The following is a 22778-nucleotide window of genomic DNA, read 5'->3' as shown; positions in this document are numbered from 1 at the left end:
GGATTGTAAATCACAAACGATCATCAATGTTCCTACCTTTATGTACTGAAGGCACATCACTGAACTAACTGTTCAATTTAGACCCGTTTGCCCTAATTTTTGGTCATTGGTCTTGCCTCTCATTACAGAAAATCGAACAATTGAGAGGCCGCATTCTCCGCCGCCTCTTTAGTCGGAAAAGAGCGGTAAAGAATAAAATTCCAAAGCACGTTTAATGTGGCTTTATAGAGTTCACTGAATTCAAGATCTTCCATTCTGGCAAAAGAAATAGAGCGGGGTTCACAGTAGAGGATGCCGTTCGGCATTTCATAAGTATCGTAGTGATCCGCTTCCACAGTCGCCCAGCGTCGAAAAGCATCAAAGGATTTAGCTGCGGTAATGTTGTGGGCGCGTTTTTTTGATAGGCCGGCAAGGTATTCATCAGCAGCAGATTGTAAGGCCTCTTCACTGCCAGCAAAGTGAGCCAGAAATTGAACGTAACCACGAACAAGTTCTTTTTCGTCAGGAGAGATCGTGCCGCCGGTAGGTTCCCAGTACTCAAAACCGAGATTCAGCAGGGCAAAGTATTTGCGGTGGAAACGGGGGTTACGGGCTTTCTTGAAATCGGCATACAGCACATCGCCGCATTTGATTTTCGAATGCAGGTATTCTCTGGTCGCTGGAGTAGCAGGCCGTAAGGTGTCGTCGGAAATTTTAATAAAACTATGCTGCGCCATTCTTGATCCCTTAAGGTAATGGCACAGCAGCGTAGGTTTAGGTTCGGATGTTCAGGCCGATGGCATGATTTTAGCGGGTTACAACCTGTTATGCTACCGACAATTTCTGTAAGCGGGAGGTATCCAGACTCTGCTTAATATGCCAGATATCATAGGCATTCTGCATTCCCAACCACACATGCGGTGCACTGCCGATAACCACAGAAAGGCGCACTGCCATTTCAGGGGAAACATGGGACTGACAGCTAATCAACCGCTGTACCGTAGACGGCGCAACATCCAGTGCTTTGGCTAATGCTCTGGCACTCAGATTCAAGGTTTCCATCGTTTCCTTGATCAGCTCACCCGGATGGGGCGGATTGTACATGGTGCTCATCAGTGGTAATCCTCATAGTTGACGACATAAACATCACCGTCCGTAAATTCAAAGGTGATGCGCCAGTTCCCGGTGACGGTGATGGCCCACTGCCCTTTTTTATCACCGGTTAACGGATGCAAGAAGAAGCCCGGCACATCGATGTCTTTTATGTCTTTGGCTAAATCGAGAACACTTAAACGCACACTGATCTTCTTTGCTTGTTTGGCATCAATTCCTACAGCCGAGCCAGTATCAAAGAATTTCTTCAACCCTTTATGCTTAAAACTTTTAATCATGTCATTTTATGCCTTTGGGGTGTTGCGCATAACGCATTATATAAGATGCCGCGTCATACGCAACACTTAATTTATAACACCAGCTTCAGCTTATGCCAGCCCAATGTATTCCAGCAAGCCGCTTCACCCGAAAAACAGCATTCCGCCACGGGTAACGATTCACCACATTTTTCACAGCATTGCTGCTGTAGTTTGGCGATCTGTTTTTTTAATGAACGGTTATCCATTCGGATTAACATGGTCAGATATTCATTCACGTCATAAGGCTCTCTGCCTGGTCGTCGAAGGGCACAATTTTGCTTCAGCATCGCCAGCTCCTGATTATCCAGAAGCAATTCAACCTTAGTGACGCCAGCGTTCTGCTGGCGTTGACGTTGAGCGGCTTTCCGTTCTGCGGGGGATTTAGCCATGGTTCGGCATCCTGATTTTATAAACCGAATTGCGGGTGCGGATAAAGCCATCGGAATTAAAAGTATGAATATTCTGAACGGGTGACGTAATGATTTCAGCCCCATCAAACCAGCGCTGATGGACATCATGATAAATGCGCCCGCTTGCCCGAAAATCAAAATTATCGTAGAAAATAAACCCAATCAGTTCGATTTCAGTCGTGTATGCCCTGCTTTCCGTATTTTGCGTTTTCATGCTTATTTCCCCAACCGATCATAAACAAACCGAATCAACGCCATCACCGGCAGTGAAACCGGAAATGTCAGGAGCAAGAACAAGGCGAGCATATAGAGCCGGAAATCTTCATCAATGAGTATTTGCCAGTAGCCGATCACTTCTTCTTTCAGGTAGTGCAAAAAGCAGTTTGATTGTTTCATTGGTCTTGCCTCTCTCAGTTAGCCTGATTTCTCAGTGTCCAAAGCCTTTGTAATTGGGTTAATCCCTTGCCCGTAATCAGTGACGTCACACATTCCTGAATCCCGCGTTCCGGGTGTTCCCAACTGCTTAATTTCACATCCATCAAGCCTGACTGTATTTTTTCCTGATACGGTTCATTGCGCCGGGTTATCCAGCCAATCTGTCGCAGAAACGCAAACAACCGGGTTCTGCCTGTACCCAACACCTTAGCCGCCTGTCCCATGCTGAGGGCACCATGTGAGGCAGAGACTTTGTCATGGAACTCAACTTTCGGCGCATCCTCGAAGATTTGGTGTTCTAGCTGATTCACCGCCAGTGAAAGGCGCTCTTTTTCTTCTTCGGCCTGAAGCACCATCATGGCCAGTTGTTTGGCATTGGGTAACGCGGGTTGAGGTGTTGTCAGCCTGCCGGAACGGTAATCAATAAAAGTCTGGTTAACCTGCAGACGGAATTTTGGCGAAATCCAGCCAGCATATTCGATGGCTAAAAGTTCGTGAGCGAAAGTGCCGCCAGTACGTCCTTCTTTTTTAACTACCGTGATCTCGGTAGTTTGATTTTGCAATTCTGAAATCAATTGCTTAGTTCCCTCAAGTGTCAGCCAATAACTTGGACCATGTTTCTTTTCCCTGCCACTCGCCTTATGCAGCGCATTCAGATTGAAGCGTCCTTCAGCATCAGTGGTAATTTCAACGCCTGCAATCACAGGCAAGGTTTTCTTATCGATAACATTTAACATATGGATCCCTTTGTTGAGTCTTACATCACATCACGCCAGTAATTCAGGCGTGCTTTAAAAAATGCTTGATACTTGTCGGCGGTCTGTTCGATTTCTCTAAAAATAACCACCCTGTCGATCTTCCGCCGCTTGAGCTGTTTGATTAACCGACTGGCTTTGAGATCCAGATTTTCCAGCTCACGCTGATCTTGTGTCCACAATCCACGATTGTGTGGGAGTCCAGCAGGCAAATAGTCCGATTGCTGGCGCATAGCTATTCCTTCGACTCTGCTGAAAGCCGCTTGATAACCGCTTTTTCAGTCGGTTTAGGTGCTACCATGACCTGCTTGTAAACCGCCTTTTGAATTACTGTCTTACGCAGTAACACCCGCTGAACATCGCCAAGTGGCATTCGAAGTAAAATAGCGATGTACTCTGCCGTTCTGCCAAGCCGGGAGAGTTCATACATGCCTCGGACAATATTCCGGCCATAGTTAAAACGCTTCCCAATGTTGATACTGGGTTCAGCGACAGTTGCAGGTTTTGCCACCGGGATGGACTTCACTTTGGGTTGGTAAGGCTGACGGCTGCGTGCCCGTGCAGCCTGATTCAGATTATCGATAATGCTGGCTGAATGGTCGCACCCATCATCCGCAATATCACGCCGATCAAGGATCAGTTTATTGACATCGTTTTCGTTGCTCATGTGGTCTTGCCTCGTTTTTTGGTTTTCCGCTTTTGGTCAGAAAGCGTTTTTGCTATTGGCCAGAGTATTGCTCTTTCGCCACTTGTTCTGCGGCCTGTTTCCAGATCCCCCGCCAAGCCGCTAATGCCGGGACTTCACTCATCCGCCCTATCCCGGCTTTACGTGCCAGTTGTTGTGCCAGCGCCTGAATACGGTTTGTCGGAGTCCAGCCAGTGGAAAACAGCAGCCGGAAAGTCGCATCACGCTCCACGGTATCAATGGTGATGGCCGTTTCTCCGGCTTTCAGCCAGCGACCATTGACACAGGCAGGGCGTCCCGCTTTGTCCCACTTGCCCGCTTTGTCAAAATATTCCGTGCAGTTCTCCGGGCCAAACAGCGTTTTCGGTCGCAGGTAATCCCGCATCTTGCCGTCATTCCGCCACTTGGTGGTCAGGTAATCAGTGATTAACATCAGGTCTTCTACCCCATAACCCTCACCCAACCGAGCACGGATATACCCCATCGTGGTTTTACCATTGCGGTAGTTCGAATCAGTGGTCTGATTGAAATAAACCAGAACTTGCCGGGCTGGGTCGTCGGGTTCGGCGAGAACCTGACAAGAAGAATTAGTCTCTGTTGTAATCTCTGTAGTAATCTCTGTATTTGTCTTACGTTTCAACGTAGGGGCTATTACGTCTTGACGTAACCCCTCTTCCGTTTCAACGGAACCCCTATTACGTTTCAACGTAACAGGGGGAGAAGAAACAGGTTCATCTTTTGTTTGACAATCACTCAAAACATTAGGATTGGTTATCTTTGTTAACGTACCTGCCACTGGCTCAATGAATAACACATTGTTAATAATCCCATTAGCCGTATTAATCTTTCTGAGTTCCAGTGTAATGAATCCATGATCGCGAAGGCGTTTTAGTGCATCCGTAACTTCTCGCTTTGTAAAACCAAATTGATCCGAAAATGATTGATAAGAACGCTGTAATTTATCGCTATGAAAACGCTTTCTAAATCCCTTAAGCTCACCAGTGAGTTCATCTCTGATTTCGGTTGGTCGATACCAATAAACAATTTCAGACAACAAAATAATTGCCGTGCTGTCCGGTTTTCCTGATGGGAATTTTATAAATTGCCACCAAACAGCCGGAATAACGTTACCTGTGATATTTATTTTACTTATTTCATTCACTACAGGAGTAATGCTCTGCTTATCCATTAAACTAATTCCTGTAATTCATAGGCACGAAAAGGCGCTGTTTTAACTTTTCCATCAGTGATGGTAAGTATTTTCCTTACCTTTATAATACCCTGATTTTCAAGGTTTTTAGTTTCTCTAAAAATAACCATGGAATGACAACAACAAAAATGTGCCATGTCTTCATGAGAAATGTTCCTTTCACCAATACCGTCCATATTTCCGCTATTGAGAATTTTCAGCAATATCAAACGATGAATAGGATTTTCAAATGAAAGCTGATTAATTTTTTCCAATACACTCATCTCAGCTTCCTCATTTTTTAGCAATAGCACAGCATGCCTTCTGATTTTCATCAGATGGCAGATTTTCAGTGCTCAGTGTTGATTTATTTTTTTCATCATTGACTCGCGTCGCGAGAGCCGCTTCCTTACGGCTTTCATAGATGGGTAAAATTTCTTCACGTGTGGCGGGGTTACCGTTCAGGCGAAAGCCGTCACGATAGGTAATCGTATCGATTATCATTGGTCTTGCCTCTTCTGTTTTAAACGTTGGTCAGACGCGGTATTGCATTTAATGCTGTTACAGCATTCATTATTTGTCGTGACATGTCACGGCCTCCTAAAAGCGTTTCACTCATTGCCGCAGCAAATTCTTTGATCGCAATCGATGCAAGATAATTCAAATTATCTTCACTAGTCAACCTCGCTCGTCGTTCTATCGGTAATGCCGCTTCAATCGCTGGCAACAATTCCGTGATCTTACGTTGTGCGGCATTTGAATCACTGCGTAACCACCGGAAAATCTGTTGACGGTTATTGTTTATCGCTTTCCAGTCAGCATTCCCTAATTCATCTTCAATCCGGCGTAAACGGAATTGAGAACCACCGCGATACAACAGGAAATACATACGACTGATTTCAATGGCTACATGCTCCTGACCTCTCTCCATGGCCCAAGCCTCAACTTCGGCTTTAAGCGCATTAATATCTTGCTCCACGATTTGCGTCTCCTGTCGCAATGTTGATTATTGAAAATCAGATTTTAATCTTTGATATCAGCTACACTTCAAGTAATCCATCTTTAGGATTAGGGTATAAATCTGGTCGTAACTCATGTGGTGTTACCCCAGTTACTTTATAAATGGGTATAACTCTTTGTGGAGGAACAATCCCACGTGAGCGATGAACCCAATAGCTAATAGTCATTTGAGAAACATTTAACTTTTCAGCTAAAGATTTCGCTGAACCAGCAATTTCGATCGCGCGTTTTAATGCAGTCACTATTTTTCTCCTAATCTGCTTACGTGCATTTATTAAACAATTAGTTGATACCATTTGTCAACCTTATGTTTATTTATATATATAAACATTATGTTTATAATGTCAAGATGAAAGACAATTTAAAAAACAATGTCGCCGTATTGGCGAGACTTAACGAACTCATGGATCAACAGGGTATATCTAAAGCAGATATGGCTCGTATCGCTGGCGTCAGTCCACAAGCGGTTAATAATTGGTTCAACAGAGGTGATATAGGTAAACGTTCAGCTCAAAAACTAGCTCAACACGTTGGCGTTTCAGTCGATTGGATATTAGGGGATAAAGATGTAGACGGGCCAAATGACACACCAGAGCGATCACTTTCACCACGAGAAAAAATTCTACTAGAACTCTTTAATGAATTACCTGATAGTGAAGCCAATCAGCTCCTAAAAACTCTTGAAGAGAAAAAACGGTATTACGATACTTTACTAGATGAATTATTACATAAAAGGCATAATAAAAAAGCATAACTTATTATATTTTTTACTTCTTTTAAAATTGCCTTTCAGATAGCAAGTGTTATCACCTCTCCTAGATTTTTAACTACCCTACAAAATATTCTCGTACTAACTAACAAGGCCACCTAACCAGTGGTCCTGTTACCTTACTCCTCAACAAAGAACCAACTTAAATGTTTCCTATTAGACCAAAAAACCAACAATAAACTTTTAGTTGATATCATCATTGACAAAAACATCAACTTATTGTTTAATTAAAAACATCAACAGCAAACAGGCAGGACGCCCACGAAGTAGCCGCTACCGGCGTAAGAAGAGGTAGATGATTTGCTCAGACAATACGGCACAGCAGCCGTTTAGGTTAAATGTTCAAGACCGAATTTACCGTTTCAGTTGTCATGGAGGAGGAGAACCGCAGCGCTCATTACGACCTGCCATGATTACCACTTGATGACAGCTGGCTTTTATCCCAACACCAGGGGATACAGTTAGAAAGAGACCAATCACCATAGAGTGATGCGCAAAGAGGCAACAATACGGTCGTCATCCTTGACCAGGGTAAAGCGACGCTGGATAGCGTAACCAGCAATTTCTTGACCGTGGAAAGCAATGCACCAACAGGCTGACAGCCCGGAAAGACGGGTCATTGACAACAGACGTAAAAAAACCCACCGAAGCGGGTTCTTTTACCCCGAATCGCCGACCAAAGCTATCGGGAATTCTCAGGGCGGAGACCAATCCGCCCAAAGAGGCAAGACCAATGATTACTCATCGATCCACAATAATATATAGGAGTTGCTATGAAAGCACAACCAAAAACACTGAATGTCACCCTCTACGTCTATGCCAAAGAAGGGTTTGATAAACAGGTTGAATTCAATACCCTCACCTGTGCACCCGCTAACACAACCTATTGGGGTGCGTTAGTTCATCAGCAGGATGTGGACATTACCCTCCCCTCCATCAATAAATCTGATCTCATCCATGCGCAGATCGACGCGCTCAAGGCTGAAAAAGAAAAGGTGCTGGCCTGTGCGCAAACAGAAGTGAACCGGATTGAAGACCATATCCAGTCACTCTTGTGCATTGAAGGTCAACCTGTTTCTGCTGCCGATATGGAACTGCCTTATTAGCCCCGGAGGAATGGTGCAAAACATCAATGAGGTTGTTGAAATGATTCTGGATGCTGGCTTAACCGCTGTTGAGCATGAAAACAACAGTGATTTCGTGGGAGGGGTAACCCATATCTCCCTGCTTGGTGGAAAACGGCGGGTGGAATATTACCCGACAACGGGGATGGTTTACTCAAATCCGGTGAAGGATCTTTATTCCACGGTCCGGCTGCCCAAAGCTGGCATTCGAAGAGCCATCAGACTGGCTAAAACAGGTAACTAACCAGAGGCAAGACCCATGACCACTTATGTTTGTGTATTTGAGCCGACCCCAGAGGCCCAACAGGATGGCGCTGTATCTTTAGCCATCGCCCTTGACGCCAATTCCATCAAAATGGCTAAGGCATTGGCCATCGTTCATTTGGGTGATGAGTATCCGGAAGACATGGATAAGTTTAATACCGATACCCCGATTATTTGTGAAGACCGGGTCGGTTCCCCTCGCCCGCCCGTGGGTAGGTTTGATGAGAAGTTTGCATCTGAATATGAATTTGATGGCGCAACATGGAAAACCAAAACCATTGAACGCGATACCCGACATGACCTCGCCAATTTTGGCAAAGTGGCCACCATTGTACGTGTTGCGGCTATTTTGCTATTCAACACCACAGAACTGACAAACGGGCAGATTTCTGATGCAATTAAGTTCGTTCATCAAGGAACAGATCAACCTAAGCTACGCAATATTGCCCACGGGTTAGGCGGCATCATAAGAACTTCATTGATGAACGCCGCACAGACACAAAAATTCGTGCAGGCTGTTCAGGAACATTTTGCTTCTGTAGATAATGTTGGTTATGAACAAGTCACTCAATTTGGAGAAAAGTGGCTGGCTGGTTCATACCAACAACGCGAGTTTAGTCACAATTACGCCACGCTGGATTTAGAAGTGGCAATGGCCTTACTGGATGGTGATTTCGATTGCTGGGAGATCCGCTCACAAGAAATGAGTGCCGCTAAAAAGTTGATGGCTGATAGTGATGAAATCTGGCGGCGCTGGTCTACGGCATTTCGTGTCAGACTGGATGCATTGTCCATTCCACGCGAAACACTTTTTAATGTGATTCGTGAAGGCAAGCAACATCCCGAATTTTTGACCGATGCTAACGCTATGAAGGCATTTTTAAACCGGGCATTAGGTGATAGCAAAACCGCTGTGACCTCGGAAAATGCCGTAACAGAAGCAATTTCAGATGAAGAGTCACAAGTTGCGTCAGAAATCACAGCAGAAAAAACAGCAGAAAAAGCTGAAGCGAAACCCCGTAGATCGAGAAAAACCAAACCAGCCAAAGCGGAAATCGTACCAGAACCCGAAGAAATCGCGCCGGAAATTGATGCAAATGTACCAGCAATAGCGGAAACCGTACCGGAAACGGATAAAGCTGCACCAAAAACAGCCGCAAATGATGAAAGCACTCTATTGCCATCAGTCAGTGGCCAGAACGTCAGAGATGATAACTTTCAGCACCGTGCCGATCTACTGGAAGAAACCATCAAGGCACGAGGTAATGAACAGCAGGCCAACCTCCGTATCTGGAAAGCGGTTCAGCGTACCGATCCGCGCTTTACCAAACCACTGGAAGGCATGGGCTATAGCGGCACCAGCATCAACAGTAATTATATGTTCATGCGGGCAACCGAAATCTTCGGCCCTGCGGGTCAAGGCTGGGGGTATGACGTTCTGGAAGAAAAGTGTATCGACGGTATACCCATGACTGAACCCGTTCTGGATGAACGTAATAAACAGATAGCCATCCGCTTCTTACGTGATGGCGACGGTTCACTTATTTTTACCCAGAATCACTCTATCAAGATCTTGTTTTGGTATGTGAATGAACAAGGGGAACGAGGCGAATTCACCAGTTATGGCGCCACGCCCTATCGCTACCAATCAGCGTATGGTCCGAAAGCTGATGGTGAGGTACTTAAAAAATCCCTGACGGATGCCATCAAAAAAGCCTTATCCATGCTTGGGTTTAGCGCTGATGTCTTTATGGGTATGCACGACAATCCTGAATATCTGGCTGAAAACAAAATTGAATTCGGTATCAAGGCAGCCAGTGATAAAGCGGAAGATCTCACCCGCTTACGTAAAGAACTGGACGAGAAGTTTTCACGTAATACCGAGACCATGAAAACGGCCGTCACCAAGAACGAACTAAGAGGCATTGCTTCCACGCTGACCCGTGAAATCGATGTGCATCTCAAGAGTGCGAAATCGTTTGGTGACAAAGAGTATGAACGTTATTTATCAGGTCGGTTACGTCGTTTAACTGAAATCGAAAAAGACTGTTTAACCCAACTGGAAGAGGCAAATCCATGACCACCGCGATTGCATTAGCTGCCGATTATGATCAGCTGCAAAAACTGATCACCACCGGTGAATTTTCACCGGAAGAAATTGCCGATACCCTCGATGGACTGGAAGGGGCTTTGGGTGACAAGCTGGATGCGGTCATGATCCATGTCCGTAACCTTGAAGGACAGGCCCGAACGCTGGACGATGAAGCCAGGCGACTGGCTGATCGCAAAAAGTCCCTTGAAGGACAAATCAAACACCTGAAAAAATATGTTCTTGATTGCTTGCTAAAAGCAGACCTGAATACCCTGAAGACCACGAAAAATACTTTCAGCGCTCGTCAGGGTAGCGCCAGAGTCATTATCGATAATGAGATGTTACTACCCGATGAATTAGTGGATGTTCAGACCATTACCGCCCCGGACAAGAAAGCCATTAAAGAAGCGATTGAACGCGGCGAAACCATTCCAGGCGCACATATCGAAATCGGGGAAAGAAGTTTGCAGGTTCGTTAACAATCAGATTATGCCCGGTGATTCGGGCAATCAGGAGGAAATGATGGCAGCAAAACTTGAAGTCAGCATCTTTTATAACGAAGAAATCGACCAGTGTGAAATTACATGGTCAGCAGACAGAACCGCGGATTTTTCGCCAATGGAAAAAGCCACATTGGAACAATTGAAAACCGCCCTGATAAACCAACTCAGTTCTGTCTCCCGTCACGGGCAATTACACTGAGAGAGTGAACATGATGAAAAATACCCTTGAAGATTTAAATAACCATCTTTTTGCTCAATTAGAGCGGTTGTCTGACGAAGATCTTTCCGACAAAGTATTAGAAATGGAAATTCGGCGTGCAAACGCCATTTCTGATGTGGCCACTCAAATCGTCAGCAACGGACACTTAGCCCTTAAAGTTCAAAAGGCACTGGGTAATCATGAAATTAAGTCCGCCCCCAAATATCTGGAGGGGCGATCATGAGACAGAGATTTGAATATACCCCTGAAATGGAAAACTGGATGAAAGCCAACTACCTGTTGCCATTAAAAGAACTTACCGTCCAGTTCAACCACTCTTTTTCTGTCAACCGCTCAAATGAAGCGATTAATGGCTTAAGGAAAAGACTGGGATTACGCACAGGCCGTAGTGGACAATTTCACAAAGGGCATCGCCCTTTTAATGCCGGAGCCAAAGGGTTAACCAGGCCCAATTCCGGCTCATTTAAAAAAGGGCAACCCGCATGGAATAAACGCCCGGTAGGGACAGAACGGGTTACTGGTTGCGGTTATACCGAAATCAAAGTAGCCGAACCCAATATCTGGCGACATAAACATCATGTCATCTGGGAAGAACATCATGGCAAACGCCCCAAGGGAACTATCCTGACCTTTAACGATGGCAACCCTCAAAATTGCCAGATTGATAATTTATTGATGCTCACTCACAAAGAGCATGGCGTTATAAACAATTTCTATCACGCCGTATCCATACAACATAAACCAACCGCCATTAATCTGGCACGAATAAAAATAGCTGTTGCTGACAAGCGCAAGAAAATCAGACCAAACCGCAATATAAAAAGAGGCCAGACCCATGCTTAAACATCAACACCAACGTCACCAAGCCATCAGGCTCACCCTGCCCGATGGTACGAACGGCTTGATCATGACCGACCGCCGCTGTTCCGTCTCCTATGACTTTCCGTCCGAAGTAAAAATCGAGCCGGCTAATCGTCATCAGAAGACGGCGATCGATATTCTTTCCTTGGCCCGCGAAACTGATTAAGCCTAATCAGAAATTCAGCCACGTAATGCCTAGCATGATGGTACATTCACCAAACGGAGCACCATCATGCAGCCCTGGCAACCGGGACAACAACTATTAACGAACTTCGATATCAAACTGGGACGATTGGCGGCCAGTGTCAAAAACACGCCCTGCCATCAAGCAGAGATTATCCGCGCTTGTGACACCGCTGATCTGATCATTCTATCGATGATGAGGCAAGACCATGAAAAGCCACTGCGACATTATCACCGATGAGGAAATGGAAGAATTGACCGGCTATCAAATACCGTCCAAACAGTGCGAGGCACTGGTCAAACATGGCATTTTCTTTATCACACGCCAAGACGGTAAACCCAGAACAACCTGGAAACATTTTAACCATCCCCTAATTGCTACCCGTTACTCCAAACCCGCCGAAGAGCCCGATTTCGAGAATATGTAATAATGGCCAGAACAAGGAAGAACGCCGCCGATGCCAAGTTACCCAAACGGGTCTATCGGGGAAAAACCAAATATGAATTTCATCCGTCCAGAGGGGGATCGCTTTCCCTCTGCCCTCTGGACGCCCCGCTTTCCGTTATCTGGGCGGAATATGAAAAAGTTATCAGTGACATGTCACGAGAGGAAAACACCGTGTCAGAGTTAATCAAACAATTTCTGGCTTCAGCCACGTTTCAGGATCTGGCGACAGAAACCAAAAAAGATTATCGGAAATATGCCAACAAGCTGGTCCCTGTCTTCGGGAAAATGGCACCGGACAACGTGAAACCCGAGCACGTCAGAAAGTACATGGACAAACGCGGCCTGAAGAGCAGAACGCAGGCCAACCGCGAGAAAACTTTCTTTTCCCGGGTCTACAAATGGGGCTATGAGCGGGGTATGGTCAAAGGCAATCCGTGTAAGGGTGTGAAACAATACAAGGAGAAAGCGCGGGAACGGTATATCACTGATGCTGAATATCATGCGCTTTATTCCGTCGCCCCTGCCATTGTCAGAATTGCAATGGAACTGGCTTATTTATGTTGTGCACGACAAGCCGATGTTTTGTCACTCACCCGCGCACAGTTAATGGAAAAAGGGATCTTTATTCGTCAGGGTAAAACCGGAAAACAACAAATTAAGGCATGGACGAAACGCTTAGAAGACGCGGTGAAGCTGAGTGACACCTTAATTACCGAACCGGGTATTGTCAGTATGCATGTTATTTGTCAGGCCACGGGGCATAAATATACCCGTGATGGTTTTAACAGTCGCTGGAAGAAAGCGAAAAATAGCGCGAAAGAGACTTTTCCCGAATTAGACTTTAACTTCACCTTTCATGATCTAAAAGCCAAAGGCATTTCAGATCTGGACGGTACGCTGGCCGAGAAGCAGGTCATTTCGGGTCATAAAAATATTACCCAGACAGCAAGATACAACAGAAAAATTGAAGTGGTTCCGGTTGTTGGCGGCCAACACACCGAATGATATTAGGAAAAGATATTAGGAATTTATTAGGAATTTATTAGGAATGTGATTTAAATCAAAGAAAAAAGCCACCGTAAAGGTGGCTCTTTCTTACTCTAACTCACTGTTTAACAGCAAGTTTTTATATGGTGCCCAGAGCGGGACTTGAACCCGCACAGCCTAAAGGCCGAGGGATTTTAAATCCCTTGTGTCTACCGATTTCACCACCTGGGCTGAATTTGGAGGCGCGTCCCGGAGTCGAACCGAGGTTGACGGATTTGCAATCCGCTGCATGGCCACTCTGCCAACGCGCCTTTCTTGGAGCGGGAAACGAGACTCGAACTCGCGACCCCGACCTTGGCAAGGTCGTGCTCTACCAACTGAGCTATTCCCGCCTTTCTTCGAACTGCTTGATTTACTTAATTTGTTTTGTAAACTTCATGTGCCGTTCGATGCGTTGCATTCTACTTACTTCACGAAATGAGTCAACACAATTATTTATAAAACTCGTTCGCTAGATGATTTTTACGCCACTTCGATCAACCTTCACGCAAATCATCCCATGCAGCGCTCAAATATTGAAACATTGACCAGAACGTCAGGACCGCAGCAGCATATAATAAGATGAATCCCCCCACTTCAAATTCAATACAAGGACGCCATAATAAGGCAACCAATGCCGCCATTTGTGCTGTGGTTTTTATTTTCCCCATCCAAGAAACAGCTACGTTACTGCGTTTTCCCAATTCAGCCATCCACTCACGCAGGGAGGATATGATGATCTCACGTGCAATCATCGTTGCAGCAGGCAATGTAATCCACCATGTGTGGTAATGTTCTGCAATCAGTACCAACGCAGTAGCAACCATAACTTTGTCCGCCACAGGATCAAGAAATGCACCAAAACGCGTTGTCTGTTTCCACAAACGGGCAAGAAAACCATCAAACCAGTCTGTTGCAGCGGCGACAATAAAGATAATGGCACACAACTCCGGTGCCCATTGAAATGGCAGGTAAAATGCCAAGACAAAGAATGGAATTAAGGCAATACGGAACAGAGTAAGCCATGTTGGAATATTTAATTGCATAATGCTTCGTAACTATCTGGCCATGTAAAGTTTGTTAATATGGTGCATCAATACTCTTAGTGTTTCAACGCATTATAGATTTTTTCTGCTAGCGCATAAGAAATAGAAGGCACTTTTGCGATCTCTTCTACACTTGCGTTGCGTAAAGGCTGCAATCCACCCATATATTTTAATAACATTTGTCTGCGTTTTGGCCCAATACCGTTTATCGACTCCAGTGTACTGGTCTTTTTCACTTTTTCTCGACGCTGACGATGTCCTGTAATGGCATGGTTGTGAGATTCGTCACGAATATGTTGAATAACATGTAACGTAGGCGAATCAGGAGTAAGTGCCATCCCCTCTCCTTTGGCTTCAAAAAACAAAGTTTCCAACCCAGCCTTACGATCACTACCCTTCGCAACTCCAACCAGCTTAGGATGCTTTTTATTCCATTTAACCTCCAGAGAATCGAAAACTTCAATCGCTTGTGCAAGCTGCCCTTTTCCACCATCAATAAAGATAATGTCCGGGATTTTTGTCTGATCAATAGCTTTACTATATCGACGACGCAAGACTTGGTTCATTGCAGCATAATCATCTCCCGGAGTGATACCTGTGATGTTATAGCGTCGATATTCGGCACGAACCGGACCATTACTATCAAAAACAACGCAAGATGCAACGGTTTGTTCACCCATCGTATGGCTAATGTCAAAACACTCCATACGTTGGATTTTTTCTAGCCCTACAAATGTGATTAGTGATTCTAATTGCTGATGAATTGTCGATTGTTGGGAAAGTTTAGTAATCAAGGCTGTTGCAGCATTGGTACGAGCCAATTTTAGGTATCTCGCCCTAGCACCTCTTGGCCGGGCTTGAATATAAATTTTTCTGCCCGATAATTCAGAAAGTGATGCTTCTAACAGTTCTTTTTCTGGCAATGCAAAATCCAATAAAATTTCTGTCGGCAACGTCCTATTTTGACTTCCCTGAAGATAGAATTGACCAAGGAAAGTTTGTACTACTTCATCTAACTTCGTATCTATCGGAATTTTGGGATAGTAACTTCGGCTACCCAATATTTTTCCCTGACGGATAAATAAGACATGCACGCAAGCCATTCCCGCCTCAAAAGCGACACTGATAACATCAAGATCATCACCTTCTCCGAAAACAAATTGTCGTTCAGTGACTTGCCGTACTGCTTGGATCTGATCGCGATAACAGGCAGCCTCTTCAAATTTTAGCTGCTGACTCGCTTTTTCCATTTTTCTAACCAGCTCACCCAATACTTGCTGATCTTTTCCCGCCAAAAACAAACGGACGTATTCAACTTGCTGCTGATATTCTTTATCCGTTACGAATCCCTTAACACAAGGGGCAAGACAGCGCCCAATCTGATATTGCAAACAAGGCCTTGAGCGATTGCGATACACACTGTCTTCACATTGCCGAATAAGAAATAGTTTCTGCAATAAAGTCAAAGTATCACGTACTGCATGAGAATTAGGGAATGGGCCGAAGTATTCGCCCTTCGCATGTTTGGCTCCACGGTATAAGGTTAGGCGGGGATGAATATCACTACTCAAGAAAATATAAGGATAGGATTTATCATCTCTCAATAATACATTGTAGCGAGGTTGGTACAGCTTGATATAGTTGTGTTCGAGCAGGAGTGCTTCTGTTTCTGAGTGGGTAATAGTGACGTCTATCTGAGCGATATTTTTTACCAATGATTCTGTTTTGCGACTGCTAACTTGTACCCGAAAATAGCTAGAGAGCCGTTTTTTTAGATCTTTGGCCTTACCAACATAGATCACTGCACCAGTAGCATCATACATACGGTAGACACCCGGCTGACTGGTGACTGTTTTTAAGAATACCTTTGAATCAAATAGATCCGCCACGACTTATCACCCATCAAATCTTATTACTCACCGCGAATGACCATATTCTGTGCATCAAGTAACCCACAACGTATCGCTATATGAGTTAATTCTACATCACCTTTGATGTTTAGCTTACCAAACATTCTATAACGGTAGCTATTCACTGTTTTTGGACTCAGGTTAAGTAACGTGGAAATTTCATTAACTTTGCGCCCTTGAGTTATCATTGTCATGATCTGTAATTCCCGCTCTGAAAGTTCATCCAGCGGATTTTCTTTTTGGGGAGATAACTGATTCAGCGCCATCTGCTGGGCAATATCCGGGGAAATGTAACGCTGCCCTGCATAAACAGCCCGAATTGCATTGATCATATCCTGAGGAGTTGCAGCTTTGCTCAAATATCCCCTGATCCCTGCTTGCATCACTTTCGTAGGCAGAGAACTTTCAGTATGGATAGTTAGCATAACCACCCGTATGTCAGGTGAATGACGGATGATTTTCTTAGCTGCTTCCAGCCCCCCTATTCCGGGCATTCCCATATCCATAATGACAACATCCGGGCTGTTTGATCTACACCATCTGACCGCATCTTCTCCACTGCTGGCTTCTCCTACGACTTTAATCCCTCTCACATCATCAAGGATACCTTTCACGCCAATGCGAACCAGTTCATGGTCATCAACTAATAAAACATTAATCAAACAACATCTCCACTAACATAATACCCACTCAAATAATGATAAATGAATAACTCCAAAACCAAGTGGACACGCTGAATTTATCTTTATGATTTTAATAAAATAAATTGAAAGAAGACAACATCTTCTCTCAAGTGACATCAAAACCTTTTGGATGAAGTAACAGATTATACTAACATTAACGCAAAACAGAAAGAAAATTGTTATATATCAATAAAGTAAACACTATTAACGATTTTTTATTATTAAATAGATAACCAGCAAATTTCGTTTGATATTTTTTTTAAAAAAACATAGTTCTATGTTATTAAAAACAATATATTTTATATCCAGAACAATATGAGGGTGATATTTCCCTCATATTGCAACAATTATTTAAATAAATTAAGAATATCTTCTTTAGTCAGCATGGGAGTCTTTTCAACAAAGTTATAATATGCGGGTTTACTGTCCACATAAATTTGACTAAATAATTTACCTGAATTATTATTTCCAAACAAAGCAACAGAAACATAATAAGCACTTGGATGATGCAAATGGTAAAAAAGATGTGTGCCGCATTTTTTACAGAAAGCGCGTTCCGCCCAGTCGGACGATGAAAATATTGATATACTTTCAGTTCCTCCTATTTTTAAGTCGTCTTTACAGTCTACGGATAAAAATGGACCACCATTCCATTTTTGGCACGTCTCACAATGACACACATTAATATCTTCAATACTTTGATTAGTTTTTACTTCCACAGCACCACATAAACAACGACCTTGATTCATCATCTCACTCTCTAGCTGTAATAAACTCATAGGGAAAATCTTATATCTGAGATTGAACAAATCGACCACCATGCTTCACCAAAAACGCCATATGAACCACAATGATTCTCTGGTTTCTAGCAGATCCATACAAATATATCCTGTAGTTTTCAAGCTGTTGCTTGATGGGAAAAAATAAATTATTTACCTTTCACATTCTCATTGCTTTCTTCATCATCATCATCAATATGCCAACTGTGTAGTATTCGGTGGACAAAAGGCGTTACTACCATCCCAACTGCGATAAAAAAGATAGCCTGAAGAAATAATCCATAAATAGCAGCAAAATATTTCCCCAGAGTAGAGACTGGCTCAATATGCAGGTTTTGGGTTCCAATCATTGAGACAGAATTCAATATTGCATCAGGAATAGCATGGCTTTCAATCAAGAAAAAACCTAATACACCAGGAATAATACCGATCAGGAAGATAATAAATGCATGTAAAAAAAAGCGCAGCATCCGTAAGAGAAATCGGTCAAGGCTAATTAATTTATCAGTAAATTTTTCCATACTAGATCTCCACTAATAAATTAGTTACCATGATGATTGTATGTCAGTTTTTATTTTTATCAATAATCATTGACTGGATATCGCCAAATAAATTTGGCAATAACACATTTTTCTTGAATACCCGACAGCCCAAAACTTCATATCTTAGCCGAACATCACAGAAACCAATCACTACAAGCGAATCCTTGTGCCAAAGATATAACTCTGGAAAAAGGAGACAAAGCATTGTATAAGCAAGATCAAAGATAACATGGCCTCATTGCCAATACTAATGAGATTAGTATGCACTTTAATTATATTTACACATAACATTAATATCAAATATAATAATTTATAAACTGCACGGCAACTAATTTAAATATAAAAAAACAATAGTTCATTTTACTATTTACAACTCTATAAATCATATCCTTAACTTATACTAACCCATAATATAAAAATATTACAACACCAGATAATACAGGGAAACTAAGCTATATTAGCCATTAATAAATCCATATCAAAAAAGATAAAAACATTTTCTGGTTCAATTTCCCGAGAATAACTTCCCCAGTTATCGGTCGTCATAAAACGAATATTAAAAGGTGCCAATAAATCAAGCAGTTTTCGACAGGTTTCATCGTTTCGGGAGCCAAATACATGGGATATGAATTTTTTTCTTTTTATATCAATAATATACAAAATACAATAACGTTGTTTTTTTGTTACCGACGAAAGACCATTGTTCATCCAACTCGCAAATGAGCGTGACATCATGGGAAGCCTCCTGCCTTGATGTTACCTGCTTTGGTGAGAGTATTTTAAAGTCCGTATAACCATGTTGATACCGATGCCTAAAACACGACCGATATCCCTAATACCAGAACCACTCATCGCCATATCAATCACTTTTTCTTTTATGCCGGGCTTGTGACTATTGTAACGATAGTTAAGTTGAAAGGTTTTCTGGCAGTCTTTGCAGTAATAGCGCGGAAAATCAGCTTTACCTGTTCCGTGTCTACGTACCGATTCTGTTTGGCCGCAGTATCGGCAAACAACTGCTATCGTGACAGTCATGACCTGAAAAAGCATAATAATATCAAATTAACGCTTTGGAGTCATGACCAGTTTTATCAATATAAATCATTCCATAATATGATAATAATTGGATATGGAATATAAGTATATTAACAATAGAAAAATTGATAGAAATGAGTTGTAATCAATGCGGTGGAATAAAATTCCAATATCGTGGTCAAGAAAAAATAAATTTACCTACTAATAAAAAATTTGAGACTAAACAACTCGGCACTCATATTGTAATAGAAATGAAAAATTATAATAGCAATAAATTAAAGTCTATCTCCACAATTGAATCAATCATGCTTGATGTTGCTAAAGAATGTAACCTTAATATTGTTACTTATCATTTCCATGAATTTGAACCGTGGGGAGTCAGTGGTGTGATAATATTAGCAGAATCACATTTTACGATACATACATGGCCTGAATACCACTACGCTGCGCTTGATTTATTTATCTGCATGAATTCAATCAGTAAACTACCCTTATAACACAACTGCAAACTCAACTAAGTTCAAAAGAAATATGAGTATAAGGTGCTGCAACGAGATTTCTAGCTTTCAAATTTAAAAATATATCCTTTACCTGGATCTAAAATAAAAAGGAAGCAATCAAAGCGATGCTTCCCTTATCTAATTTGTTTCTATAATATTTAGAAATATCATGCAAAATGACTATTGATTAAGGCCATTCCCATCACATCACAATATTGACCATTTCTTAATGACTGCATACGCCGAATACCTTCAACTTCAAATCCAAATTTTTTATACAGAGCAATCGCTTTTTCATTATCAGCAAACACTTCCAGTTCAATTCTGATACAACCTAACCAATTGAACGCATAATCAATTACAAAAGCCATTAATTTTGAACCAACGCCCTTGCCAGAATAATCGGCATCAACACCAATACCAATCCCCACCGCGTGCCTGCGTCTCGGATTAGCATGGGTAAATAATTCTATTGTACCTACGACCTTACCATTTACTTCAGCTACAAAAGCAATATGCCCTTGTTCTCTATTTAGTTTCAAACGCTCCCGCCACATTTCGTGCGAAGGGCATGGACGTTGCAAAGTATTAGAGTAAACCTCAGGATGGCTAAAAATTCGCTGATAATGTTCAGCATCTTCTGGCTCAGTTGCCCTAATTATAATTTCCATACATATCTCTTTTTCAGCTTGACTCTATTATAACTACCTGATAAGAAAATAAATGTAAATAGCATATTAAATATTTATTGAAAATAAAAAATTAATCTATTAATGATGTTTTTTTATTTATTTTGAGTTCATATGGTTCAAAAAAAAATACAGCTACTTTTGAATCGCTCAAAAATCTTGAAATGAGTCTTTACGGTGAAAAGAGAAATAATGCTGATTGGTTAAACATGGTATTACATGATGACTTTCTGGAAATCAGTAAATCAGGTTATATTTATACTAAAAAAATTGTATTCGATGAATTAACTACAGAAATAAAAACTACTTTTCAGATTTTCTCAAAAGATTTTTCTATGAACTGTTTTGGTAAAAATATTGTATTACTAACTTATCAATCTTATGAGATAGATCGAATTGGAAAACCATTCAATCAAGTGCTTCGCTCATCAATTTGGCAATTATCTTCAGTTGATAAATGGCAACTGAGATTCCATCAAGGTACGATCATGTTTGTTTAAGATAAAAAATGGCTCAGTATTTGAGCCATTGATAGTTAATTTCCGGAATTTTCTACTTAGTGAGTCAGATATTTTTTGTGCTTTTTCACAATCTGAAATCCGATCATTAGAATAACAAACCAAATTGGCGTAGCTATTAACGCTTGGCGAGTATCCGGCTGTAAAGAAAGTAGTAGCAAGACAAAAGCAAAGAAAGCCAAGCATACCCAAGACATCACAATACCAAATGGCATTTTATATACCGAGGCCTGATGCAACTCTGGCCGACGTTTTCTGTAAACCAGATAGGAGCACAGAATCATGCTCCAAATAAACATAAACAGAATCGCAGAAACGGTTGTCACTAGAGTAAAAACCCGCATCACATCTGGAATAAAGTAGATCAAAACAATCCCAAAAGAAAGACATAGGCAAGTAAAGATCAACCCTGATGCAGGAACAGAACGACGGGAAAGACGACTAAACTGCTTTAGCGCATTCCCCTCTTTTGACAGACCAAACAACATCCGACTAGTAGAAAAAACGCCACTGTTTGCCGAAGATGCCGCAGAAGTCAGAACCACAAAGTTCACAATGCTGGCAGCGGCAGGTAATCCGATCAAGACAAATAGCTCTACAAAAGGGCTTTTATCCGCAATGATAGCCCGCCACGGCGTGACCGACATAATCACAATCAGAGCCAAAACATAAAACGTAATAATACGAATTGGAATGGCATTAATCGCTTTTGGCAAAGATTTCATCGGATTTTTGGTTTCCGCCGCAGCGGTTCCTACCAATTCAATCCCGACAAAAGCAAATATCGCTATCTGGAACCCAGCAAAAAAGCCGCTTAATCCCATAGGGAGCATCCCATAATCACTCCAGATATTAGAAAGTGCGGCAACATGCCCTGCTGGTGATTGAAAGTTCATACCAATCAAAATACCCCCTGTCACAATCAAGGCGACAATAGCAATAATTTTGATCATGGCAAACCAGAACTCCAGCTCCCCAAACAGTTTTACTGTTGCGAGATTTAGAGTTAACAATACCAGAACGCATAAAAATGAAGTTCCCCATTCTGGAAAGCTAGGTGCCCAATATCCAACATAAGCAGTGATAGCGACAATATCTGCTATACCAGTAATTACCCAACAGAACCAGTAAGTCCAACCCACAAAAAAACCGGCCCACGGCCCCAGTAAATCTGCAGAGAAATCACTAAACGACTTATAGTGCAAATTAGAAAGTAATAACTCTCCCATTGCTCGCATAACGAAAAACAGCATAAATCCAATGATCATATAAACAAAAATGATCGAAGGCCCCGCGAGAGAAATCGTTTTACCTGATCCCATAAACAAGCCAGTACCAATGGCACCGCCAATTGCAATTAGCTGTATATGTCGATTGGTGAGGCTTCGCTGCAGGTGCGAACCTTCAGTTTCAGGAGTGTGAGTGGGTTGTATTTTTTCTTCCATAGTCGTATCCAGTTTATTCTCACAGCATGGCCTTAAAACCCTCAAGCTGTGTTTAAGAGAACATTGTGACATAGACAACCGCGATATTAACAGAAGGATTTCATATGAAAAGTAGAATGGTTATATTTAAACCTATCAGTTAAGAGTTAATTGCATATACGCAATTAACTTGAAGATGCAGGAATTAAAGTCTGGAAATTATCTGTCAGCCGGGTTGCCAATTCCTGTACTTTTTCGGGTAATGTGACATGAAAAA

The 22778-nt window shown here is 42.4% G+C and carries 38 protein-coding genes and 3 tRNA genes; 14 read left to right on the top strand and 27 right to left on the bottom strand.

Annotated features, from left to right (window positions below):
- Positions 1 to 122 precede the first annotated feature (122 nt).
- The 14 genes from BM135_RS14545 to BM135_RS14480 form a co-directional block, all read right to left on the bottom strand.
- Positions 123 to 716, bottom strand: coding sequence for a DUF1367 family protein (locus BM135_RS14545; RefSeq protein WP_092520857.1), 594 nt, complete (start codon positions 714 to 716; stop codon positions 123 to 125).
- Between the two features lie 88 nt (positions 717 to 804).
- Positions 805 to 1092, bottom strand: coding sequence for a HigA family addiction module antitoxin (locus BM135_RS14540; protein WP_092520854.1), 288 nt, complete (start codon positions 1090 to 1092; stop codon positions 805 to 807).
- Positions 1092 to 1370, bottom strand: coding sequence for a type II toxin-antitoxin system RelE/ParE family toxin (locus BM135_RS14535; protein WP_092520852.1), 279 nt, complete (start codon positions 1368 to 1370; stop codon positions 1092 to 1094). Before BM135_RS14535 ends, BM135_RS14540 begins: the two co-directional genes overlap by 1 nt.
- A 71-nt stretch (positions 1371 to 1441) precedes the next feature.
- Positions 1442 to 1780 (bottom strand): hypothetical protein, encoded by a 339-nt coding sequence (locus BM135_RS14530; protein WP_092520839.1) that lies wholly within the window; start codon positions 1778 to 1780, stop codon positions 1442 to 1444.
- Positions 1773 to 2015, bottom strand: coding sequence for a hypothetical protein (locus tag BM135_RS14525; protein WP_092520837.1), 243 nt, complete (start codon positions 2013 to 2015; stop codon positions 1773 to 1775). Before BM135_RS14525 ends, BM135_RS14530 begins: the two co-directional genes overlap by 8 nt.
- Before the next feature lie 2 nt (positions 2016 to 2017).
- On the bottom strand, positions 2018 to 2197 hold the full coding sequence (locus BM135_RS14520) for a hypothetical protein (protein WP_092520834.1): 180 nt from the start codon (positions 2195 to 2197) through the stop codon (positions 2018 to 2020).
- 14 nt (positions 2198 to 2211) lie between these two features.
- Positions 2212 to 2973: a phage antirepressor KilAC domain-containing protein gene (locus tag BM135_RS14515; protein WP_092520824.1), complete on the bottom strand. Its 762-nt coding sequence runs from the start codon at positions 2971 to 2973 to the stop codon at positions 2212 to 2214.
- Positions 2974 to 2993: 20 nt separating this feature from the next.
- Complete coding sequence (locus BM135_RS14510) at positions 2994 to 3224, bottom strand: hypothetical protein (RefSeq protein WP_092520821.1); 231 nt, start codon at positions 3222 to 3224, stop codon at positions 2994 to 2996.
- A gap of 2 nt (positions 3225 to 3226) precedes the next feature.
- The gene (locus tag BM135_RS14505) at positions 3227 to 3658 is read right to left on the bottom strand and encodes a hypothetical protein (RefSeq protein ID WP_092520818.1); all 432 of its coding nucleotides are present in this window, start codon (positions 3656 to 3658) and stop codon (positions 3227 to 3229) included.
- A 52-nt stretch (positions 3659 to 3710) separates the two neighbouring features.
- Positions 3711 to 4865 carry a conserved phage C-terminal domain-containing protein gene (locus BM135_RS14500; protein WP_092520815.1) on the bottom strand — a complete coding sequence of 385 codons (1155 nt, stop codon included), beginning with the start codon at positions 4863 to 4865 and terminating at the stop codon, positions 3711 to 3713.
- Positions 4865 to 5149, bottom strand: a complete 285-nt coding sequence (locus BM135_RS14495) for a cyclic nucleotide-binding domain-containing protein (protein ID WP_245737420.1) — start codon at positions 5147 to 5149, stop codon at positions 4865 to 4867. The genes BM135_RS14500 and BM135_RS14495 overlap by 1 nt, the downstream gene beginning before the upstream one ends.
- A gap of 10 nt (positions 5150 to 5159) precedes the next feature.
- Positions 5160 to 5369 (bottom strand): hypothetical protein, encoded by a 210-nt coding sequence (locus BM135_RS14490; RefSeq protein WP_092520813.1) that lies wholly within the window; start codon positions 5367 to 5369, stop codon positions 5160 to 5162.
- 19 nt (positions 5370 to 5388) lie between these two features.
- On the bottom strand, positions 5389 to 5844 hold the full coding sequence (locus BM135_RS14485) for a toxin YdaT family protein (RefSeq protein ID WP_092520810.1): 456 nt from the start codon (positions 5842 to 5844) through the stop codon (positions 5389 to 5391).
- A 61-nt stretch (positions 5845 to 5905) separates the two neighbouring features.
- Complete coding sequence (locus BM135_RS14480) at positions 5906 to 6127, bottom strand: transcriptional regulator (protein ID WP_092520807.1); 222 nt, start codon at positions 6125 to 6127, stop codon at positions 5906 to 5908.
- Between the two features lie 107 nt (positions 6128 to 6234).
- Here BM135_RS14480 and BM135_RS14475 point away from each other — a divergent pair, with 107 nt between their 5' ends.
- Positions 6235 to 6639 (top strand): helix-turn-helix domain-containing protein, encoded by a 405-nt coding sequence (locus tag BM135_RS14475; protein WP_175486166.1) that lies wholly within the window; start codon positions 6235 to 6237, stop codon positions 6637 to 6639.
- A 491-nt stretch (positions 6640 to 7130) separates the two neighbouring features.
- Here the strand turns inward: BM135_RS14475 and BM135_RS17095 are convergent, their stop codons facing one another.
- Entirely contained in the window at positions 7131 to 7274 is a 144-nt protein-coding gene (locus tag BM135_RS17095) for a hypothetical protein (protein WP_175486164.1), read from the bottom strand.
- A 153-nt stretch (positions 7275 to 7427) separates the two neighbouring features.
- On the opposite strand from BM135_RS17095, the gene BM135_RS14470 reads away from it, so the two are divergent.
- The 11 genes from BM135_RS14470 (at position 7428) to BM135_RS14420 (ending at position 13354) form a co-directional block, all read left to right on the top strand.
- Positions 7428 to 7760, top strand: a complete 333-nt coding sequence (locus tag BM135_RS14470; RefSeq protein WP_092520802.1) for a hypothetical protein — start codon at positions 7428 to 7430, stop codon at positions 7758 to 7760.
- Positions 7761 to 7773: 13 nt separating this feature from the next.
- On the top strand, positions 7774 to 8022 hold the full coding sequence (locus tag BM135_RS14465; protein WP_425445178.1) for a hypothetical protein: 249 nt from the start codon (positions 7774 to 7776) through the stop codon (positions 8020 to 8022).
- Between the two features lie 15 nt (positions 8023 to 8037).
- Positions 8038 to 10122: a hypothetical protein gene (locus tag BM135_RS14460; protein ID WP_092520800.1), complete on the top strand. Its 2085-nt coding sequence runs from the start codon at positions 8038 to 8040 to the stop codon at positions 10120 to 10122.
- The gene (locus BM135_RS14455; RefSeq protein WP_092520799.1) at positions 10119 to 10613 is read left to right on the top strand and encodes a siphovirus Gp157 family protein; all 495 of its coding nucleotides are present in this window, start codon (positions 10119 to 10121) and stop codon (positions 10611 to 10613) included. Before BM135_RS14460 ends, BM135_RS14455 begins: the two co-directional genes overlap by 4 nt.
- A gap of 40 nt (positions 10614 to 10653) precedes the next feature.
- Entirely contained in the window at positions 10654 to 10836 is a 183-nt protein-coding gene (locus tag BM135_RS14450) for a hypothetical protein (RefSeq protein ID WP_139204118.1), read from the top strand.
- A gap of 10 nt (positions 10837 to 10846) precedes the next feature.
- Entirely contained in the window at positions 10847 to 11080 is a 234-nt protein-coding gene (locus BM135_RS14445; RefSeq protein WP_245737419.1) for a hypothetical protein, read from the top strand.
- On the top strand, positions 11077 to 11700 hold the full coding sequence (locus BM135_RS14440; protein ID WP_092520797.1) for an HNH endonuclease signature motif containing protein: 624 nt from the start codon (positions 11077 to 11079) through the stop codon (positions 11698 to 11700). Before BM135_RS14445 ends, BM135_RS14440 begins: the two co-directional genes overlap by 4 nt.
- Positions 11693 to 11884: a hypothetical protein gene (locus BM135_RS14435; RefSeq protein WP_092520796.1), complete on the top strand. Its 192-nt coding sequence runs from the start codon at positions 11693 to 11695 to the stop codon at positions 11882 to 11884. Before BM135_RS14440 ends, BM135_RS14435 begins: the two co-directional genes overlap by 8 nt.
- A gap of 66 nt (positions 11885 to 11950) precedes the next feature.
- Positions 11951 to 12142, top strand: coding sequence for a hypothetical protein (locus tag BM135_RS14430; RefSeq protein WP_092520793.1), 192 nt, complete (start codon positions 11951 to 11953; stop codon positions 12140 to 12142).
- A complete protein-coding gene (locus BM135_RS14425) occupies positions 12111 to 12329 on the top strand; it encodes a DUF4224 domain-containing protein (protein WP_092520790.1) in 219 nt (72 codons plus the stop codon). Before BM135_RS14430 ends, BM135_RS14425 begins: the two co-directional genes overlap by 32 nt.
- A 2-nt stretch (positions 12330 to 12331) precedes the next feature.
- Positions 12332 to 13354, top strand: coding sequence for a tyrosine-type recombinase/integrase (locus tag BM135_RS14420; RefSeq protein WP_092520788.1), 1023 nt, complete (start codon positions 12332 to 12334; stop codon positions 13352 to 13354).
- 126 nt (positions 13355 to 13480) lie between these two features.
- Here BM135_RS14420 and BM135_RS14415 read toward each other — a convergent pair.
- The 10 genes from BM135_RS14415 to BM135_RS14370 all read right to left on the bottom strand — a co-directional run bounded on the left by BM135_RS14415 (position 13481) and on the right by BM135_RS14370 (position 19385).
- Positions 13481 to 13567, bottom strand: a tRNA-Leu gene (locus BM135_RS14415).
- Positions 13568 to 13573: 6 nt separating this feature from the next.
- Positions 13574 to 13647, bottom strand: a tRNA-Cys gene (locus BM135_RS14410).
- Between the two features lie 5 nt (positions 13648 to 13652).
- Positions 13653 to 13728: transfer RNA gene (locus BM135_RS14405), tRNA-Gly, on the bottom strand.
- A 144-nt stretch (positions 13729 to 13872) separates the two neighbouring features.
- The gene (gene pgsA / locus BM135_RS14400) at positions 13873 to 14421 is read right to left on the bottom strand and encodes a CDP-diacylglycerol--glycerol-3-phosphate 3-phosphatidyltransferase (protein ID WP_092520786.1); all 549 of its coding nucleotides are present in this window, start codon (positions 14419 to 14421) and stop codon (positions 13873 to 13875) included.
- Positions 14422 to 14477: 56 nt separating this feature from the next.
- Positions 14478 to 16310: an excinuclease ABC subunit UvrC gene (gene uvrC / locus BM135_RS14395; protein WP_092520766.1), complete on the bottom strand. Its 1833-nt coding sequence runs from the start codon at positions 16308 to 16310 to the stop codon at positions 14478 to 14480.
- Positions 16311 to 16333: 23 nt separating this feature from the next.
- A complete protein-coding gene (uvrY, locus tag BM135_RS14390) occupies positions 16334 to 16993 on the bottom strand; it encodes a UvrY/SirA/GacA family response regulator transcription factor (RefSeq protein ID WP_092520764.1) in 660 nt (219 codons plus the stop codon).
- A 368-nt stretch (positions 16994 to 17361) separates the two neighbouring features.
- Positions 17362 to 17793 (bottom strand): GFA family protein, encoded by a 432-nt coding sequence (locus tag BM135_RS14385; RefSeq protein ID WP_245737418.1) that lies wholly within the window; start codon positions 17791 to 17793, stop codon positions 17362 to 17364.
- 149 nt (positions 17794 to 17942) lie between these two features.
- Positions 17943 to 18314, bottom strand: coding sequence for a hypothetical protein (locus BM135_RS14380; RefSeq protein WP_092520762.1), 372 nt, complete (start codon positions 18312 to 18314; stop codon positions 17943 to 17945).
- Positions 18315 to 18782: 468 nt separating this feature from the next.
- The gene (locus BM135_RS14375) at positions 18783 to 19070 is read right to left on the bottom strand and encodes an IS1 family transposase (RefSeq protein ID WP_092520760.1); all 288 of its coding nucleotides are present in this window, start codon (positions 19068 to 19070) and stop codon (positions 18783 to 18785) included.
- 21 nt (positions 19071 to 19091) lie between these two features.
- The gene (locus BM135_RS14370) at positions 19092 to 19385 is read right to left on the bottom strand and encodes an IS1-like element transposase (RefSeq protein ID WP_092520757.1); all 294 of its coding nucleotides are present in this window, start codon (positions 19383 to 19385) and stop codon (positions 19092 to 19094) included.
- A gap of 119 nt (positions 19386 to 19504) precedes the next feature.
- On the opposite strand from BM135_RS14370, the gene speD reads away from it, so the two are divergent.
- Positions 19505 to 19867 (top strand): adenosylmethionine decarboxylase, encoded by a 363-nt coding sequence (speD, locus tag BM135_RS14365; protein ID WP_139204117.1) that lies wholly within the window; start codon positions 19505 to 19507, stop codon positions 19865 to 19867.
- 170 nt (positions 19868 to 20037) lie between these two features.
- Here speD and BM135_RS14360 read toward each other — a convergent pair whose 3' ends face one another.
- Positions 20038 to 20541 carry a GNAT family N-acetyltransferase gene (locus BM135_RS14360; RefSeq protein ID WP_092520755.1) on the bottom strand — a complete coding sequence of 168 codons (504 nt, stop codon included), beginning with the start codon at positions 20539 to 20541 and terminating at the stop codon, positions 20038 to 20040.
- Between the two features lie 182 nt (positions 20542 to 20723).
- Here BM135_RS14360 and BM135_RS14355 point away from each other — a divergent pair, with 182 nt between their 5' ends.
- The gene (locus tag BM135_RS14355; RefSeq protein ID WP_175486161.1) at positions 20724 to 21059 is read left to right on the top strand and encodes a nuclear transport factor 2 family protein; all 336 of its coding nucleotides are present in this window, start codon (positions 20724 to 20726) and stop codon (positions 21057 to 21059) included.
- 56 nt (positions 21060 to 21115) lie between these two features.
- On the opposite strand, the gene cycA is transcribed toward BM135_RS14355, so the two are convergent.
- Positions 21116 to 22522, bottom strand: coding sequence for a D-serine/D-alanine/glycine transporter (cycA, locus tag BM135_RS14350; RefSeq protein ID WP_092520750.1), 1407 nt, complete (start codon positions 22520 to 22522; stop codon positions 21116 to 21118).
- Between the last annotated feature and the right edge of the window lie 256 nt (positions 22523 to 22778).

The organism is Xenorhabdus japonica (assembly GCF_900115195.1).
In the GTDB taxonomy this organism is placed as follows: domain Bacteria; phylum Pseudomonadota; class Gammaproteobacteria; order Enterobacterales; family Enterobacteriaceae; genus Xenorhabdus; species Xenorhabdus japonica.
The sequence above is the reverse complement of the archived record's forward strand: the minus strand, read 5'-3'. Positions and strand labels throughout refer to the sequence as shown.